Below are 15,746 nucleotides of genomic sequence, written 5' to 3' on the forward strand. Positions count from 1 at the left end.
TCCACCGCCCAGGGCCGATTGATACGCTGACAGCCAGTTTCACAGACGTCGAAGAAAGGCCGCCCCTGTGGAGTACGCCCTCGCCCTCGCCCTCGTACTGCTGCTCGTGCTCGTGACCAGACCGTGGTGGGGCAGGAAGCTCACGCGAGCGATCAACGCCGAGGGCGAGGCCGCCTCGGCCAGGCGAATTGCCACGGACCTCGACGACGTCCGCGGCACCGTCGACTTCACCTGCGATCTGGAGACGGCCACGGCGGTCATCGACGCGGTGCTTGAGGATCGACGGAAGTGGACAAAGGGGCCGGGGCATCTGTGGCACTTCCGCAGCATCGGCGACGACGACCTCGTGCTCGTCGCGGAGAGCACCCGACAGGCCTCCCACCTACGCGTTTCGCGCGTCAACGAGGTCGAGTTGCAGCTCCAGGGCGTCAGGGAATGGACCAAGGTTGCGTCGGCCATCACCGACGCGGCTTTGTCGCGGGAGATCGACGCGCAGGCGGGAAAGCAGCCGGAGTTGGTGCGCGACCAGACCCCGACCACCATCGAGGTGGGAGGCATGGTCGTGACCGCCAACACCTACGTCTGGCGGGCTGTGACCTGACGGGGGCCGATCGCCACTTCGAAGCAAACCAACGGTAGGATTTTTGTTATGAGCATTTACCTGGGTATCGACGTCGGCGGCTCCGGCATCAAGGGCGCCCCCGTGGATCTGGAGGCCGGCGACTTCGCCGCCCCGCGTCTGCGCATCCCCACCCCTGAGAAGTCGACCCCGAGCAACGTGGCGGCCATCCTCGGCGAGATCGTCGACGAGTTCTCGGACCAGATCGGCGACACGTCCATCGGCCTGACGATCCCGGCCCCCGTCGTGCACGGCCGCGTGCCGTTCATTGCCAACCTGAACCAGAAGTGGGCGGGTCTGCAGGCGGATGAGTACCTGTCCGACAAGCTGGGTCGCAAGATCACGCTGGTGAACGACGCTGACGCCGCCGGCCTCGCCGAGGTCCACCTCGGCGCCGCCAAGGGCAACAACGGCCTGGTCATCCTCACCACGCTGGGCACCGGCATCGGCGCGGCGATCATCTACCGAGGCGTGCTGATCCCCAACGCCGAACTCGGCCACCTCGAGCTCGACGGCCGCGACGCCGAGACCTACGCGGCGTCGTCGATCAAGGACAAGGAGAACATCTCCTACGAGGAATGGACGACCAAGCGCCTGCAGCCGTACTACAAGCATGTCGAGATGCTGTTCTCCCCCGACCTGTTCGTCGTCGGCGGCGGCGTGTCGAAGGACTGGGACAAGTTCGGCCACCTGTTGGACCTCAACACGGAGATCATCCCGGCCAAACTCCGCAACCGCGCCGGCATCATCGGCGCGGCGCTTGCCGCCCGCGACGCCGACGAGCACCCCGACCTGGTCTGAGGCCTGAGTTGGCCTGAAGGCTGAGACGAACCCGAGGGGGCCGGACCGCGAGGTCGGCCCCCTCGTCGCGGCCCCGTCGATCCCCTCACCACCCACTCCGTGCACAAGAGTGGCCTGAGCCGGAGCACCCGGATATAACGCGCGTGATGGGGACCAGGCCACAGTTGTGCACCGCGCACACCACCTCCGGTCGCCTCGCTCTCCTGCTCCCTTCCTCCGAAAAACGGGCAGTGGTCGATTCTCCTCGGTCTGACCACGAGAAGCGCACACCGCCTCCGTCGGCTCGACGCTGAGGCGCACGGACGGCCGGGCTCGTGTGCGATTCTCGACACGGGACCGAGGAGAATCGATCACTGAACGGTTTTCAGGGGTGGGGCTGCCCCGTGGGACGACGACGACGGGGCGGGGTCGAGGGGACTCCTCGACGCCGCCCCTCTCGTCGTCACATCCGGGCCGGCGCGTCGATGCCGAGGAGCGACAGGCCCGCGGCCAGGACGCGACGCGTGGCCTCGCACAGCGCGAGGCGCGACGCGCGGACATCGCCCTCCGACTTCAGCACCGGGCAGGCCTCGTAGAACGACGCCAGCGAGCCGGCAAGGTCGTACAGGTAGCCGCAGAGCTTGTGCGGGGTCAGGTTCTGCGCGACGTCGTCGACGACCTCACCGAAGCGGCTGAGCAGGAGCGCCAGCTGCTGCTCGACGGGGTCGGCGAGCACCGTGACGGCGCCGAAGTGGATGTCCTCAGCCTCCGCCTTGCGCAGGATCTGCGACACCCGGGCGTGCGCGTACTGCAGGTATGGGCCTGTGTCGCCGGTGGTCTGCACCATGCGCTCCGCGTCGAAGGTGTAGTCCTTCTGGAGGCCGTTGCTGAGGTCGGCGTACTTGATCGCCGCGAGCGCGATGTTCGGAGCGGCCTGCTCCTCCGCGGCGTCGAGCAGCGACTCGAGCGTCGCCGCCGACCCGTCGCGGGTCTTGAACGGCTTGCCGTCGCGGCCGAGCACCATGCCGTAGCCGACGTGCTGGGCGACGACGTCGTCGGGCAGGAAGCCCGCCTTCCGCGCCGCGGCGAACACCTGCGCGAAGTGGCCGGCCTGGCGGGCGTCGGTGACGTAGATGATGCGGTCGGCGTGCAGCTCGCGCACGCGGCGGCGGATGGCGGCCAGGTCGGTGGTGGCGTAACCGTAGCCGCCGTCCGACTTGCGCACGATCAGCGGGGCGTCGAAGCCGTCGACGAACACGCACAGCGCGCCGTTGTCGACGACGGCGACGCCGGAGTCCTCGAGTTCCTTGACCAGCACGGGGAGGTCGTCGTTGTAGGTGGACTCGCCGGCGATGTCGTCGTCGGTGAGCAGCACGTTCAGCCGCTCGTAGGCGACGTTGAACGCAGGCTTGGAGATGTCGACGAGGCCGTGCCAGATGGCCAGCGACTCCTCGTCGCCGCCCTGGAACGTCGCGACACGGGCGCGGGCGCGGGCGGCGAACTCCTCGTCGGACTTGAACTTGGCGGCCGCCCGCTTGTAGAGCGCGTCTGCGTCGGCCAGCGTCAGGGTGTGCACGTCGAGGCCCTCGTCGAGGACCTCCTCGATCAGCATGCCGAACTGCGTGCCCCAGTCGCCGATGTGGTTCTGCGCGATGACGGTATTACCCAGGGCGCCGAGCACGCGGTTGAAGCAGTCGCCGATGATCGTGGTGCGCAGGTGGCCGACGTGCATCTGCTTGGCGACGTTCGGCGCCGAGTAGTCGATGACCACGCGCTGCGGGAAGCGGGCCGGGTTCAGCCCGTCGTTCGGGTCCTCGAGCAGCGATGAGACGGCCTGGGCCAGCACGTCGGAACGCATCCGGAAGTTGATGAAGCCCGGGCCGGCGATCTCGAGGGGCTCGCACAGGTCCTCGATGTTCAGCTGCGCCACGAGGTCGGCGGCGACCTCGCGCGGCGGGCGCCCCTGCTGCTTCGCGAGCCTCAGCGCAACGTTCGACTGGAAGTGTCCGAACTGGGGCTTGGTGGCCGGGCGCATCTCGGGATCGACACCGGTGAGCGCGCGCAGGCGTGCGTCAAGTAGGGCAGGCAGCGATTGCATGGGGCCAATTGTGTCACCCTGTCGCCGCCTGCCCCAACCGGGCTCAGAGGTTGTCGACGGCGGCGCGCTCGATCGCGAGCCCCGCGCGGAACCGCTCCATGAACGTGTCGAAGCCCGCGACATCGGCCGGCACCGGCTCCATCGTCTCGACCTCGGCGCCCGCGAACACCTCGTCGGCCAGCCAGCCGGTCAGGTCACCGCCGCCCGCACGGAGGAAGGACGCGAGCAGCGCCATACCCCACGCGCCGCCCTCCCCGGCCAGGTCGCCGACGGACACCGGCGTGTCCATCGCCGCGGCCAGGAAACCCTGCGCGACACCCTTCGTCTTGAACAGGCCACCGTGCGCGAACATCGAATCCAGCTGCACGCCCTCGTCCTTCAGGAGGACATCCATCCCGACGCGCAGCGCGCCGAGCGACGCGAACAGGTGCGTGCGCATGAAGTTCGCCAGCGTGAACGTGCTCTCCGGGCTGCGCACGAACAACGGCCGCCCGGCCTCCAGGCCGACGCCGTGCTCGCCGGCCAGGAAGTTGTAGGCCAGCATCCCGCCGCCGTCGGCGTCGCCGGTCAGCGCGGAACGGTACAGCGACTCGAACAGCGTGTTCGTGTCGACCGTGGCCCCCAGCGCCGCCGCGACCTCCCCGAACAGCGACACCCACGCGCTCAGATCGATCGTGCCGTTGTTGCAGTGCGCCATGCCGACCAGATCGCCGGCCGGGGTGGTGACCAGATCGATCTCCTCGTGCAGCGACTTCAGCGGGCCCTCGAGGACGACCATCGCGAAGATCGACGTGCCGGCCGACACGTTGGCGGTGCGGCGGGCGACGGAGTTCGTGGCGACCATGCCCGTGCCGGCGTCGCCCTCGGCGGGCGCGAAGGGGATACCCGGCTGCAGGGTGCCGGTCGGGTCGAGCAGCAACGCGCCGTCGGCGGTCAGCGACCCGGCCTGGGTGCCGGCGGGCAGCACGGCGGGGAGGAGGTCGGCGAGCTTCCAGCCGTAGCCGCGGCCGGCGACCAGCTCGTCGAACTGCGCGATCATGCCCGTGTCGAACTGGCCGGTGGCCACGTCGATCGGGAACATGCCCGACGCGTCGCCCACGCCCAGCACCCTCTCACCGGTGAGCTTCCAGTGGACATAGCCGGCGAGCGTGGTGAAGTGAGCGACCTGCCCGACGTGCGCCTCGCCGTTCAGGATCGCCTGGTAGAGGTGCGCGATGCTCCACCGCTGCGGGATGTTGTGCTGGAACAGCTGCGTCAGCTCCCCGGCCGCCTTGCCGGTGCTGGTGTTCTGCCAGGTGCGGAAGGGGACGAGCAGCCCGCCGGCCGCGTCGAAGGCCAGGTAGCCGTGCATCATGGCGGAGAATCCCATGGCTCCCACCGTTGTCAGCTCGACCCCGTGATCCTCACGAACAGCCGCGGCCAGCTCGGCGTAGGCGGCCTGCACGCCCGACCAGACGGCGTCGAGGTCATAGGTCCAGTGGCCGTTCTCCAGCTTGGAGCGCCACTCAAATCCGCCGGTGGCAAGCGGCTGCTGATCGGGGCCGATGAGCACGGCCTTGATGCGGGTCGATCCGAACTCGATCCCGAGAGCGGTGTTGCCGGACGTGATCGCGTCCTGGGCCTTCTGATCCACTGGTGACCTCCGTGTCAGTCGCCCCACGTCGGGCGAGTCCGTGGCAGGCAAACGCCTCCGAGGCTAAGCGTAACGCGCCCGATGAGACCGTTCACATCAAGGGCGACCATCCCGTCCCCCTCCTTCCTCCTCCACGAGGGCGCCGGGGACGCGCCTGAGGCGGACTGGTTAGTCTTGGCGTCATGCGTATTTCCGTGATCGGCTGTGGCTACCTCGGCGCCGTGCACGCCGCGTGCATGGCGGAACTGGGGCACGAGGTCATTGGCCTCGACGTTGACGAGCGGAAGGTCGCCGACCTCGCGGCCGGCGTCGCGCCGTTCCACGAGCCGCGGTTCCCCGAGCTGCTGGCCCGTGGCGTCGAGTCGGGACGGCTGACGTTCACGACGGACCCGTCGCTGATCGCGGACGCGCAGATCCACTTCATCGGCGTCGGCACGCCGCAGCAGCAGGGTCGTCTCGGCGCGGACATGTCCTACGTCGACCAGGCGATCGCGACCATCATCGAGCACACCGCCGCGGGCGAGGACGGGGTCCCGGTGCTTGTCGCGGGCAAGTCGACGGTGCCAGTCGGCACCGCTCAACGGCTCGCCGACCGGCTCGACGTGTCGGGCAAGCCGTTCCTGCTGGCCTGGAACCCGGAGTTCCTCCGCGAGGGCTACGCAGTCAAGGACACGCTGCACCCCGACCGCATCGTCTATGGGCTGAGCGACGACGTGGCCCGCGGCGAGCAGGCCAAGCTTCTGCTCGACGAGTGCTACGCGAAGCTGCTCGCCGAGGGTGCGCCGCTGGTGGTGTCGAACTACCCGACCGCCGAGCTGGTGAAGGTCGCGGCCAACTCGTTCCTGGCCACCAAGATCTCGTTCATCAACGCCATGGCCGAACTGTGTGACGCGACCGGCGGCGACGTCACGCGGCTGGCTGAAGCCATCGGCTACGACGACAGGATCGGGCCGAAGTTCCTGCAGGCGGGCATCGGCTTCGGCGGCGGCTGCCTGCCGAAGGACATCCGGGCGTTCATGGCGCGGGCCGGCGAGCTGGGCGTCGACGAGGCGCTGACGTTCCTGCGGGAGGTCGACGCCATCAACCTGCGTCGCCGCGACCGCGCCGTCGCGCTGGCCGAGGAGGCCATCTGCGGGCTGGAGGGCAAGCGGATCGCGGTGCTCGGCATCACGTTCAAGCCCGACACCGACGACCTGCGCGACTCCCCGGCCCTCGACATCGCCAACCGGCTGTGGGACCGGGGCGCCCGACTGGCCATCGTCGACCCGGCCGCCGCGCCGCGCCTGAACGAACGCCGGCCCGAGTTCGAGACTCCCGCCACCGTCGAGGAGGCCGTCGCCGGCGCCGACGCGGTGATGGTGCTGACCCCGTGGAAGGAGTTCGTGGACCTCGACCCGGAGTCGATCCGCGGCCTCGTCAACCAGCCGGTGATCATCGACGGCCGCAACGTGCTGGATCCGCGTCGGTGGCACGACGCCGGGTGGCGCTACTTCGGCATGGGCCGCGGCGTCTCCGTCTGGTGACGCCGTAACCGCTCGGGCCGCGATGAGCACATCCTCCTGCTCGTCGGCGACCTGAACGGTCACATCGCTTTTTCGCGCGACGACAAGTGTGTCGTGCTCATCGCGGCGAGCGGACGGGCCCACCGAGGGCGGATTAGCCGCGGCGGGAGTGGTCGCGCAGCGTCGGGTCGAGGGGGTCGTCGCGCTGGGGGCGACGGTGGGTGAACAGGTCCCACTCCATCTTGAGGTTGGCGAGCTGCTCGCGCGCCAGGCCGCGGACCCACTTCGGGCCGCGGCGACGGCGGATGGTGCGGTCCGGCACGCCGACCACGTCGATGCCGAGCTCGCGGCAGATCGCAATGATGCGGGGCAGGTGGTAGTCCTGCGAGATGACCGTCAACTCGGTCAGCCCGAACGTGTCGCGGGCGCGGATGCAGGAGTCGTAGGTGTCGAAGCCGGCGCCGTCCTCGAAGACCGCCGTGGCGGGTACCCCGTGCTCGACGAGGTAGTCCTTCATCACCTTCGGCTCGTCGAACGAGCGGGGAAGCCCGTCGCCCGTCACCAGGACCGCGTTGATCTTGCCGCGGGCATACAGCTCGACGGCGACGTCGAGCCTGGCGGCGAGGAAGGTCGACGGGAACGTCGGGTAGGCGCGGGCACCCAGCACCATCCCCACCCCGCGGTGAGGGACGTCCTCGGGCAGGTGCGTGCGACCGGCGGACAGCCACCGGACGCGCGCGGCGCTGGCCGCCACCGGGAGCGCGCCCAGCAGGGCGAGTGTCCCGGCGGCGGCCAGCAGTCGGCGGTCAGGCACGCGTCTCCAGGTACCAGCTGACCAGCGACCGCGTGGACGGGTCCTGGCGGGACAGCGCCTCGGCGTCGCCGAACACGGCCGGCGCGATCTCGAGCGCGAGCTTCTTGCCCAGCTCGACGCCCCACTGGTCGAACGAGTCGATGCCCCACACGATGCCCTGCACGAACGTGATGTGCTCGTACAGCGCGATCAGCTGGCCGACGACCGACGGGGTCAGCTCGGAGGCCATGATCGACGTGGTGGGTCGGTTCCCCTCGAACACGCGGGCGGGGACGATTGCCTCGGGCGTTCCCTCGGCGCGGACCTCGTCGGCCGTCTTCCCGAACGCCAGCGCGGCGGTCTGCGCGAAGAAGTTCGCCAGGAACAGGCCGTGCACGTCCGTGTCGCCATCCTTGACCGGGTGCGCGGGGTTCGCGACGGCGATGAAGTCGGCAGGGATGAGGCGCGTGCCCTGGTGGATCAGCTGGTAGAACGCGTGCTGGCCGTTGGTGCCGGGCTCGCCCCAGAAGATCTCACCGGTCTGGCTCGTGACGGGAGTGCCATCGGCGCGCACGGACTTGCCGTTGGACTCCATGGTCAGCTGCTGCAGGTAGGCCGCGAAGCGGTGCAGGTACTGCGCGTAGGGCAGCACCGCGTGGCTGTGCGCGTCGAAGAAGTTGACGTACCAGACGTTCAGGAGGCCCATCAGCAGCGGCACGTTGCGCTCGGCCGGGGTCGTGCGGAAGTGCTCGTCGACGGCGTGGAAACCACCCAGGAAGTCGCGGAACCCGTCGGGGCCGATCGCGATGGCCACGGACAGGCCGACGGCGGAGTCGACGGAGTAGCGGCCGCCGACCCAGTTCCAGAAGCCGAACGCGTTGACGGGGTCGATGCCGAACTCCGCGACCTTGTCGAGCGCGGTGGAGACGGCGACGAAGTGCTTGGCGATCGCGCCGCGGCGGGCCTCGTCGGTGTCCTCGATCTCGCCGTCGGCCGCGAGTGCGCGCAGCAGCCAGTCGCGGGCCATGCGGGCGTTGGTGAGGGTCTCGAGCGTCGTGAAGGTCTTGGACGCGATGATGAACAGCGTGGTGCTCGGATCGAGGTCCGCGAGGGTCTCGGCGCAGTCGGCGGGGTCGATGTTGGAGATGAAGCGGCAGGTCAGTCCCTGCTGCTTGTACGGGAGCAGCGCCTCGTAGACCATCACGGGGCCGAGGTCGGAGCCGCCGATGCCGATGTTGACGACGGTCTCGATGCGCTTGCCCGAGACGCCCTTCCACTCGCCGGAGCGGACCTTGTCCGCGAAGGCGAACATCGTGTCGAGCACCTCGTGGACGTCGGTGACGACGTCCTGGCCGTCGACGACGAGCTCGGCGTCGGCGGGCAGCCGCAGCGCAGTGTGCAGCACCGAGCGGTCCTCGGTGACGTTGATGCGCTCGCCGCTGAACATGGCCTCACGGTGGGCGGGAAGCTCGACCTGATCGGCGAGGCGCAGGAGCGCATCGACGACGTCCGTGTCGATGAGGTTCTTCGAGAGATCGATGTGCAGGTCGGCCAGGTCGAAGGTGAACTTCTCGGCCCGGGACGGGTCGGCGGTGAACCATGCGCGCAGGTCGGGGACGAGGGCGTCCTTCAGCGTGCGCAGGTCTTCCCACGCCTCGGTGGTGGTGGCGTCAACCGGAGTAGTCATGGGGCCAGCCTAGTATTTCGCCCCGGGCGCTTCCCACGACGGGTGCGGCATCAGGAGCCGATGCTGATGTGCACGTGGTCGTAGTGGTTGGCGGACGTGCTGCCCCGGTCCGACATCGACCGCCAACCGTCGGCGGCGCGTTGGGTTGTCCAGATCTTCTGCTGGTAGATGACCTCGACGATGCCGAGCTCGCCGGCGTTGTCCCTGGCCCACTCGGCAATCTCCCACCCGGCCGACCCGCTGATCATCGCGTCGATCGCCTGCCCGGAGCCGTGGTAGCCGGAATCGCCCGCCCGGTAGCCTCCGAAGCTCGTGACGGCCGGGAACCGTGCGCAGACGGCGCGCAGCACACCGTCCGCGGCCGTCGTCAGGTTGGCCTCGAGGCCGTTCGCCTTGGCGCAGGTCGCGGTGGAGAAGCCTGACTCCGCCGGCTCGTCCGCCGTGAGGAAACTGGCCTTGATCCACCCGGCCTCGCCGTCGAACTTCACCTGGCGCCAGCCGTCGACCTTCCACTGTGTGCTCTTCACGTCCTCGCCCGTACCGAGGGTCCCGACGGAGTCGTAGTCCGTGCCGGGCCCGGTGCGCACGTTGACGGCCGCCTCGGCGTAGAGGGTGCGGGCCGTGTCGGCCAACTCGTCGTAGTCGGGCGCCTTCTCCTTGGTCTTCTTGTCAACCTTCTCGGCCTTCTTCTCCGCCGTGGCGGAGGGTTCGGCCGACGGGCTGCTCTTCTGCGCGGCCTCCGCGGCGGCGGGCGAGGGGCTGGGGCTCTCGAGCGCGGTGCGGGGCAGGGAACGCGAGGTGCCGAGCGGCCCGGAGAAGGCGGCGACCCGTACCGGGTCTGTCCGATCGACTGTCTCGCCGTCGGCGGGAAGGGTCATGAGCCCGCCGACCAGCGCAGTCACCGTCGCGACGGCCAGGGGCGCCAGCACGAGCCTGAGCGATGCGCCGCCGGCGCGCCCAGAGCCCCTCCGCGGGGTGGCGGCATGATCTGCCGTCGACACCTCGACGATGTCGTCGTCGCGCGCCGCCCTTCTGGCTCCCGCCATGCCCACCTCCCTGAGAGTTTCTTAAGTTTCCTCAGGATAGGGGAAAACACCCGTCTCCCCAACCCCTCACCACCAGACTCTTCCCGCCACGCGATTCACAGCGAGTAAAAACGACGCTGGCGACGGGTGCCGTCGCGCGATCAGCTAGCCTTTCAGCCGAATTGCTCACAACCACGGGAGAACGAGATACCGGATGCACGCGACGAGATGGGCCTCGGTCACCTGCCTGGCATCCCTGTTCCTCCTTCCCATGGTCCCCGCGACGGCCACCGGCGACGGCATGCCCGCCGCTCCGGTCACCATCGGCCTGCCTGCCGACGACGTGACCGTCAGCCCGACCCCCACGGCCTCCGACGCCACCCCCACTGTCGAGGCGTCGGAGGAGCCGACTCCCGAGGCCGTCCCGCCCACCCTGACCGCGAGCGGTCCTGGGAAGGCCGGGAACGGGGAGGTGGTCACCATCTCCGGCACCCTGACGCAGGACGGAGCGGCAGTTCCGAACTGCGGCATCAACGTGAGTGATGCCAACGGTGACGTAGCCGACTCCTTCACGGTGACCGATGCGGACGGCCGGTACATCACGATGTATGCGGTGCCGGAGGACCAGGGCGACGGCTCGCTCACGCTGACGCTGATCTCAGAGACCCCCACCGAGGCGACCACGAGCGTGTCGCTGACGGTCAAGCACACCGATATCAGCACCGCGTCCCCGTCAGCTGACGAGGTGGAGTCCGAGGAGGCGGACGTCGCGCCGCCCGAGGAGACGGACGCCGGGCAGAGCGTCGCGGCCACCGCCACGCCTGCCGCGGAGCCCACCAGCAGCTCGAGCAGCCCTGGCCTCGGCGTGTGGACGTGGTTCATCGGGGCGCTCGTCGGGCTCGGCGGAATCGCCGCGGCGTCGACCGCCTTCCTGATCTACCGGGATCGCAGGGCGCGGGCCGACGAGGACCTGGAGACCGGCGGCTTCCTCGACGACGACGAGGAGTCGCTCGGCCTCCTCGACTCGGATTCTGCCCCCTCCGCCCAAAGCCCCGGCGAGGCAGCCACTGCGCCTGGGGTGAGGTCCGCCGTCGATCAGGAGCCGCCGCGTCCGTCCCGCGGGCTCCCGGCCGACGGGGACGCTCCTCAGCCGCCTACCGCTGGCCGCCGCGGCATCTGAGGCTGCGTCAGGACGCAGCCGCGTCGGCCTCGGCATGCCGCGCCTGCACGGCGACGAACGCGCCACAGCGCTCACGTAGTTTGGACAGCGACCCGCCCTGGTAGGCGTCGCCCAGCAGGGCCGAGTCCACGCACACCGCCGGCGCTCCGGCGGCCAGCCACTCCCCCGCGGCGTACGCCCCGACCCCGCCCATCGGTATCACCGCGGTGGCGAGGCCGACCTCGGCCAGGCGGGAGGCGAGCGAGTGGCCGACCACGTCGGCCGGCCAGAGCACCGCTCCGGCCACCCGCAGCCGCAGAACAGCGCGGATCTCCGTGGCCGTCATCGCCGACGCCCAGATCTCAGCCCCGACGCGGGTCGCCTCGTCCACCAGCTCCCCCGGCGCGTCGTCAGCGAGCAGCCGGGTGATGCCCGCCTCGACGGCGTGGCTCACGTCGTCCGCGGTGGCGACCCTCGTCGCCCAGAACGTCGCCCTGGCCCCGAAGACCCGAACGAGGTCGGCAATGGCATCCGAGCCGACCGGCACCCCGAACGAATGAAAGCCCTCCTGGATCAGGACCTCCACGACCGCCATGTGGTCGTCGAGCGGCGCGTCCGGCAGGCAGGGGATCAGCGGGCGTCGGGGTGGCAGGTTCATGGAGTCCATCTTGCCGGATCTCCCAGACGCGGCAGCGCCCCGGCCTGGCAGGCCGGGGCGCTCGACGACGGTTTACGAGGCGCGCCTGAGGGCGGACGCCTTCAGGAGCTCGAACTCGTCGTGGCTGATGACACCCGAGTCGAGCAACTGCTTCGCCTCGGAGATCTCGCCGGGGACCGTCGTGCCGGTCACCTGGCGGATGTAGTCGTCTGTCTCACGCCTGGTCTCGTGCGCCCGCTCGGCGGTGCGCTCGGCTATGCCGGAACCGCGGGCGATGAGGTAGATCACTGCGGTGAGGAATGGCAGGAAGACCAGGAAGATCAGCCACAGGGCCTTGAGGATTCCCCTGAGACTGCGATCCCGGACGAGGTCGGTGATGATCGCGAAAAGCGCCATCAGGTAGGCGATGAACACGAACGCGAGGAGGAACCACCAGATCGCATTCCAGATCGTCGACCAGAAATCGGGCATTTCAGCCCTTCTGCCCCTCGGGCTGCTTCTCCCGGAGCATGATCCCAGGGAGCAGCCAGGTGGCGAGAGCCGTCACGATCCAGACGATGAACGTGCCGAGTGCCCAGGTGCCGAACCCGTCGATGCTGAGGCCGCCGGGGAGGAGGCTGGTGATGAGCAGCGAGAGGAACGTCGTGACCAGACCGACTCCGCCGATCAGGGCGCTCGCGTACTTTCTCGTGAGTCGGACGACCAGCGGGGCGAGCAGGCTCTGCAGGATCGCGAAGACGATGACGGCGAGGATCAGCCCGCCCGTCGAGAGGTGGAATCCCGGCAGCAGGAGCTTCGCGGCGAGCAGGCCGAGGAGCGAGCTGAGGATCCACACGAGTGCGCGGATGAGGAAACGAGTCATTTCCGACCTCCCTTTCATTGGCTCGAAATCCGGGGAGCGGGCGAATGCCTCGACCCGATCCGCAGGCATCGATATCTTGCCGTCAGACTAGCAGCGCGGCCGTTTATGAGACCAGAAAGTGCGCTGGAGAGTCGACTGAGATTTGTGCCGGCCGGTCACCCTGAGGGCGGTGCCGTCCACCCGTAGACTGGCGCCGTGTTCGACGTGATCGCCGGGCTCCCGGCCCATCCGCTGATTGTCCACCTGCCCGTCGTACTGCTACCCCTGGCTGCGGTGGGGCTCATCCTCCTGGCCGCGATCCGGTCGTGGCGGCCCCGCTTCGCGATGGCCGTCCTGGCGATCCTGGCCGTCGGCACCGCGGGCGCCGTCCTGGCGATGGTCTCCGGCAACGCGTTCGCCGAGCACGTCGGCCGCCCCAACGCCCACGCGGCCGCGGGCACGAACCTGGTGATCGGCGCCGTCGCGCTGCTGCTCATCGGCGGCGCGTGGCTGATCTGGGTGCGCACGGGCGAGTCGATGCGGGCGAAGGACGTCCTCGGCTGGGTCGTCGCCGCGGTGGCGACCGTGGTCGTCGCGCTGACGGTGATAGCGGGACACTCGGGGGCGTCCGCGGCCTGGTCGGGCGCGATCGCCGCCACCCCGTCCGCCTCGGCCGAGCCCACACCGTCGGCCACGGCGAGCGAGCCGGAGTCGACCGGGACAGCCTCGCCTGAGGCCACCTCACCGGAGGCGACCGGGGGATCGTCCGAGCCGACGGAGACCTCCACCGAGCCGACCGAGACCACCAGCTCGGCGAGCGGCTACACCATGGCCGACGTCGAGGCCCACAACACGCAGGACAGCTGCTGGGCCGCGATCGAGGGCAACGTCTACGACCTGACAGACTGGATCAGCCAGCACCCCGGCGGCGCGAGCCACATCGTCGCGCTGTGTGGCACGGACGGCACGTCGGCCTTCGAGGGCCAGCACAGCGGCGACTCCCGCCCGGCGGACGAACTCGCGTCGTTCCTGCTGGGTCCCCTGGTCGGCTGAGCGGCAACAGCCCCCGTTGATAACAGCCGCGTTATCATGTGCGCATGGACTACGGGCACCGGGTGAAGGCACGGAGGGAAGCGCTCCAGCTGTCCCAGCGTGATCTCGCCGCCCGCGCGGGGGTGAAGCAACCTCTGATCTCAGCCATCGAGTCGGGCAGGCGAGAGCCCACGGCCGCCGCCAGGGCAGCGCTGGACCGCGCACTGGAGGTGAGGCCCTCCGATCTACTTCGGCACCTCCGGCCGGAGGTGCTTGCGGTCATCGCCCGTCATCGAGGCTGCGATCCGTTGATCTTCGGGTCGGTCGCCAGAGGCACGGACGAGCCTGGGTCAGACCTCGATCTCCTGGTCCGGTTCTCCGACGATGCGGGGATCACCGATCTGCTGGCGATGGAGGACGAGCTTGCCGAGTTGCTGACCGTTCCCGTCGACGTGGTCTCTGCCGGTTCCTCCGGACGGGTCATCGGGCGCGCGCTGAGCGAGACAATTCCGCTGTGACCAGACCTGGATCTGCACACCACGGCCGAGTCCACGACTGGCTGCAGGATCTGGCCGGCTTCGGGGCAGACGCCGACTACCTGGTCGGCCTGGGCGAGAACGCCTATCTCGCCGACACACCAGAGGGGCGTCTCCTGCGTAACGCGGGAGAGCGTCTCCTGATCAAGGTGGCCACGGTCGTCGAACGCCTGCCAGACGCCTTCAAGGCCGGATACCCGGACGTCGAGTGGGCGAACATCACCCGCATGCGGAACCTGGTTGCCCACAAGTACGACAAGGTCAATGACGACCTGATGTTCGTCACACTCCGACGCGACATCCCGGCCCTGATCAAACGGTTGGGCTTGTCCGGCTGAACCTCCCCGCGACACGGCCATGGCCTGCGCGCCGCCATCCTGCCGCCGAGGTACCCCGGAGACGTGCAGAAGAACCGTCGCCGAGCGGCGCACCCAGACGGCGACTTCCGGCCGGCGGAGGAGCGGGAGTCTGTCCTGCTGGGACCTCTGGTCGGTTGGGCGGAGGTTGCGATGGGGGCGTCGAAAACGTAAGAGAGCCCTCCGGCTCTATGGGCCGGCGACAACGAGAGGCCATAAGGGCCCATACACCACCGGGCCGCAAAACGCGTGGGGCAAGCCCACTCACCTTGATGGCTCAGTCAGATGTCCAGAAAGTCCGCCATCCAGACCTGCACCGTCGCCAGGCACTCGGCCGACACCTCTCCCGATATGGAAGTGAGCCGTTCTCGAGACAGTGTGCGCGGCTGCTCGGTCATGATCCACGAAGGGCGCCCCAGTCCGCTCGACCCCTCCACCCGGATGTGGTTGGGCCAGCCCCGATCCGTCGTCGTGATCGGCAGGACAATGACGAGCGTCCTCACCGCGTCCAGATACCCGGCCGAGGACACGACGAGCACCGGTCTGCGCCCTCCCTGCTCCCTGCCTGTGACCGGCTCGAGAACGGCCCACGCGACGGACCCGGGCACCAGTTCCAGACTGGTCACGATTCTTCGGACAGCTCGGCGCGCTCCCAGTCTGCGGTCTCGGCCGCGTGTGACTCCATATCCGAGGGGCTGGACGCACGGATTGCTGACTTCAGGGCCTGCAGCCGCAGGCGTCGATCCTCGGCGTCTGCGAGGTGCGCCAGGTGCGCTCCGAGGGTGAGCCCGTCCCGCGCCGCCTGCGCCTTGAGCCGGTCTCGGAGTTCATCGCTGACCTTGATGGTCGTAGTCATACCAGGAGTATACCGAGGCGCGGGGGCCGCGGCCGCGACGCAGCGCCGCTCACCGCCGGCAGGCTTCCCGCGGCAAGGCAGTGGGCGATCCTCGTCGCGGGACCGATCAGAATCGACCAGTGAACGATTTTCAGGGGATGGATGATCGGGGATCGGCGAGGACAGGAAAAC

At 69.2% G+C, this 15,746-nt stretch carries 17 protein-coding genes; 7 read left to right on the forward strand and 10 right to left on the reverse strand.

Annotated features, from left to right (window positions below):
* Nucleotides 1–67 precede the first annotated feature (67 nt).
* Entirely contained in the window at nucleotides 68–601 is a 534-nt protein-coding gene (locus KDB89_RS12565) for a hypothetical protein (RefSeq protein WP_219081557.1), read from the forward strand.
* A 9-nt stretch (nucleotides 602–610) separates the two neighbouring features.
* Nucleotides 611–1,420 (forward strand): polyphosphate--glucose phosphotransferase, encoded by an 810-nt coding sequence (gene ppgK, locus KDB89_RS12570; protein ID WP_369408102.1) that lies wholly within the window; start codon nucleotides 611–613, stop codon nucleotides 1,418–1,420.
* A 442-nt stretch (nucleotides 1,421–1,862) separates the two neighbouring features.
* On the opposite strand, the gene argS is transcribed toward ppgK, so the two are convergent.
* Both argS and KDB89_RS12580 read right to left on the reverse strand, forming a co-directional pair.
* A complete protein-coding gene (gene argS / locus KDB89_RS12575; RefSeq protein WP_219081562.1) occupies nucleotides 1,863–3,497 on the reverse strand; it encodes an arginine--tRNA ligase in 1,635 nt (544 codons plus the stop codon).
* Nucleotides 3,498–3,540: 43 nt separating this feature from the next.
* On the reverse strand, nucleotides 3,541–5,130 hold the full coding sequence (locus tag KDB89_RS12580) for a xylulokinase (protein ID WP_255555937.1): 1,590 nt from the start codon (nucleotides 5,128–5,130) through the stop codon (nucleotides 3,541–3,543).
* 182 nt (nucleotides 5,131–5,312) lie between these two features.
* Here KDB89_RS12580 and KDB89_RS12585 point away from each other — a divergent pair, with 182 nt between their 5' ends.
* Complete coding sequence (locus tag KDB89_RS12585; RefSeq protein WP_219081564.1) at nucleotides 5,313–6,653, forward strand: UDP-glucose dehydrogenase family protein; 1,341 nt, start codon at nucleotides 5,313–5,315, stop codon at nucleotides 6,651–6,653.
* A 133-nt stretch (nucleotides 6,654–6,786) separates the two neighbouring features.
* On the opposite strand, the gene KDB89_RS12590 is transcribed toward KDB89_RS12585, so the two are convergent.
* Genes KDB89_RS12590 through KDB89_RS12600 form a run of 3 tightly spaced genes read right to left on the reverse strand, consistent with a single transcriptional unit; the run spans nucleotide 6,787 to nucleotide 10,158 of the window.
* Nucleotides 6,787–7,446, reverse strand: a complete 660-nt coding sequence (locus KDB89_RS12590; RefSeq protein WP_219081567.1) for a SanA/YdcF family protein — start codon at nucleotides 7,444–7,446, stop codon at nucleotides 6,787–6,789.
* Nucleotides 7,439–9,112, reverse strand: a complete 1,674-nt coding sequence (pgi, locus tag KDB89_RS12595) for a glucose-6-phosphate isomerase (protein WP_219081569.1) — start codon at nucleotides 9,110–9,112, stop codon at nucleotides 7,439–7,441. Before pgi ends, KDB89_RS12590 begins: the two co-directional genes overlap by 8 nt.
* A 50-nt stretch (nucleotides 9,113–9,162) precedes the next feature.
* A complete protein-coding gene (locus tag KDB89_RS12600) occupies nucleotides 9,163–10,158 on the reverse strand; it encodes an SH3 domain-containing protein (protein WP_219081571.1) in 996 nt (331 codons plus the stop codon).
* A 193-nt stretch (nucleotides 10,159–10,351) separates the two neighbouring features.
* Here KDB89_RS12600 and KDB89_RS12605 point away from each other — a divergent pair, with 193 nt between their 5' ends.
* Nucleotides 10,352–11,317, forward strand: coding sequence for a hypothetical protein (locus KDB89_RS12605; RefSeq protein WP_219081573.1), 966 nt, complete (start codon nucleotides 10,352–10,354; stop codon nucleotides 11,315–11,317).
* Nucleotides 11,318–11,324: 7 nt separating this feature from the next.
* Here the strand turns inward: KDB89_RS12605 and KDB89_RS12610 are convergent, their stop codons facing one another.
* From KDB89_RS12610 to KDB89_RS12620, 3 genes are all read right to left on the reverse strand, one after another.
* A complete protein-coding gene (locus KDB89_RS12610; protein ID WP_219081575.1) occupies nucleotides 11,325–11,954 on the reverse strand; it encodes a beta/alpha barrel domain-containing protein in 630 nt (209 codons plus the stop codon).
* A 72-nt stretch (nucleotides 11,955–12,026) separates the two neighbouring features.
* Complete coding sequence (locus KDB89_RS12615) at nucleotides 12,027–12,425, reverse strand: PLDc N-terminal domain-containing protein (RefSeq protein ID WP_219081577.1); 399 nt, start codon at nucleotides 12,423–12,425, stop codon at nucleotides 12,027–12,029.
* A 1-nt stretch (nucleotide 12,426) separates the two neighbouring features.
* Nucleotides 12,427–12,816, reverse strand: a complete 390-nt coding sequence (locus KDB89_RS12620; protein ID WP_219081579.1) for a phage holin family protein — start codon at nucleotides 12,814–12,816, stop codon at nucleotides 12,427–12,429.
* 195 nt (nucleotides 12,817–13,011) lie between these two features.
* On the opposite strand from KDB89_RS12620, the gene KDB89_RS12625 reads away from it, so the two are divergent.
* Genes KDB89_RS12625 through KDB89_RS12635 form a run of 3 tightly spaced genes read left to right on the forward strand, consistent with a single transcriptional unit; the run spans nucleotide 13,012 to nucleotide 14,701 of the window.
* A complete protein-coding gene (locus tag KDB89_RS12625) occupies nucleotides 13,012–13,848 on the forward strand; it encodes a cytochrome b5 domain-containing protein (protein WP_219081581.1) in 837 nt (278 codons plus the stop codon).
* A gap of 44 nt (nucleotides 13,849–13,892) precedes the next feature.
* Nucleotides 13,893–14,345, forward strand: a complete 453-nt coding sequence (locus tag KDB89_RS12630) for an XRE family transcriptional regulator (RefSeq protein ID WP_219081583.1) — start codon at nucleotides 13,893–13,895, stop codon at nucleotides 14,343–14,345.
* Entirely contained in the window at nucleotides 14,342–14,701 is a 360-nt protein-coding gene (locus tag KDB89_RS12635) for a HepT-like ribonuclease domain-containing protein (protein ID WP_219081585.1), read from the forward strand. The genes KDB89_RS12630 and KDB89_RS12635 overlap by 4 nt, the downstream gene beginning before the upstream one ends.
* Before the next feature lie 299 nt (nucleotides 14,702–15,000).
* Here the strand turns inward: KDB89_RS12635 and KDB89_RS12640 are convergent, their stop codons facing one another.
* Together KDB89_RS12640 and KDB89_RS14820 are read right to left on the reverse strand one after the other, a co-directional pair.
* On the reverse strand, nucleotides 15,001–15,345 hold the full coding sequence (locus tag KDB89_RS12640; RefSeq protein ID WP_255555938.1) for a type II toxin-antitoxin system PemK/MazF family toxin: 345 nt from the start codon (nucleotides 15,343–15,345) through the stop codon (nucleotides 15,001–15,003).
* A complete protein-coding gene (locus KDB89_RS14820) occupies nucleotides 15,342–15,740 on the reverse strand; it encodes a ribbon-helix-helix protein (RefSeq protein WP_439654888.1) in 399 nt (132 codons plus the stop codon). The genes KDB89_RS12640 and KDB89_RS14820 overlap by 4 nt, the downstream gene beginning before the upstream one ends.
* Between the last annotated feature and the right edge of the window lie 6 nt (nucleotides 15,741–15,746).

This window comes from Tessaracoccus palaemonis (genome assembly GCF_019316905.1).
GTDB classification, from domain to species: Bacteria; Actinomycetota; Actinomycetes; order Propionibacteriales; family Propionibacteriaceae; genus Arachnia; species Arachnia palaemonis.

What these genes read in the sequence shown, in the direction of transcription:
- KDB89_RS12585 (WP_219081564.1), top strand. Translation starts at nt 5,313, where the DNA reads ATGCGTATTTCCGTGATCGGCTGTGGCTACCTCGGCGCCGTGCACGCC.
- KDB89_RS12600 (WP_219081571.1), bottom strand. Translation starts at nt 10,158, where the DNA reads ATGGCGGGAGCCAGAAGGGCGGCGCGCGACGACGACATCGTCGAGGTG.
- argS (WP_219081562.1), bottom strand. Translation starts at nt 3,497, where the DNA reads ATGCAATCGCTGCCTGCCCTACTTGACGCACGCCTGCGCGCGCTCACC.
- KDB89_RS12630 (WP_219081583.1), top strand. Translation starts at nt 13,893, where the DNA reads ATGGACTACGGGCACCGGGTGAAGGCACGGAGGGAAGCGCTCCAGCTG.
- KDB89_RS12615 (WP_219081577.1), bottom strand. Translation starts at nt 12,425, where the DNA reads ATGCCCGATTTCTGGTCGACGATCTGGAATGCGATCTGGTGGTTCCTC.
- KDB89_RS12610 (WP_219081575.1), bottom strand. Translation starts at nt 11,954, where the DNA reads ATGAACCTGCCACCCCGACGCCCGCTGATCCCCTGCCTGCCGGACGCG.
- pgi (WP_219081569.1), bottom strand. Translation starts at nt 9,112, where the DNA reads ATGACTACTCCGGTTGACGCCACCACCACCGAGGCGTGGGAAGACCTG.
- KDB89_RS12605 (WP_219081573.1), top strand. Translation starts at nt 10,352, where the DNA reads ATGCACGCGACGAGATGGGCCTCGGTCACCTGCCTGGCATCCCTGTTC.
- KDB89_RS12620 (WP_219081579.1), bottom strand. Translation starts at nt 12,816, where the DNA reads ATGACTCGTTTCCTCATCCGCGCACTCGTGTGGATCCTCAGCTCGCTC.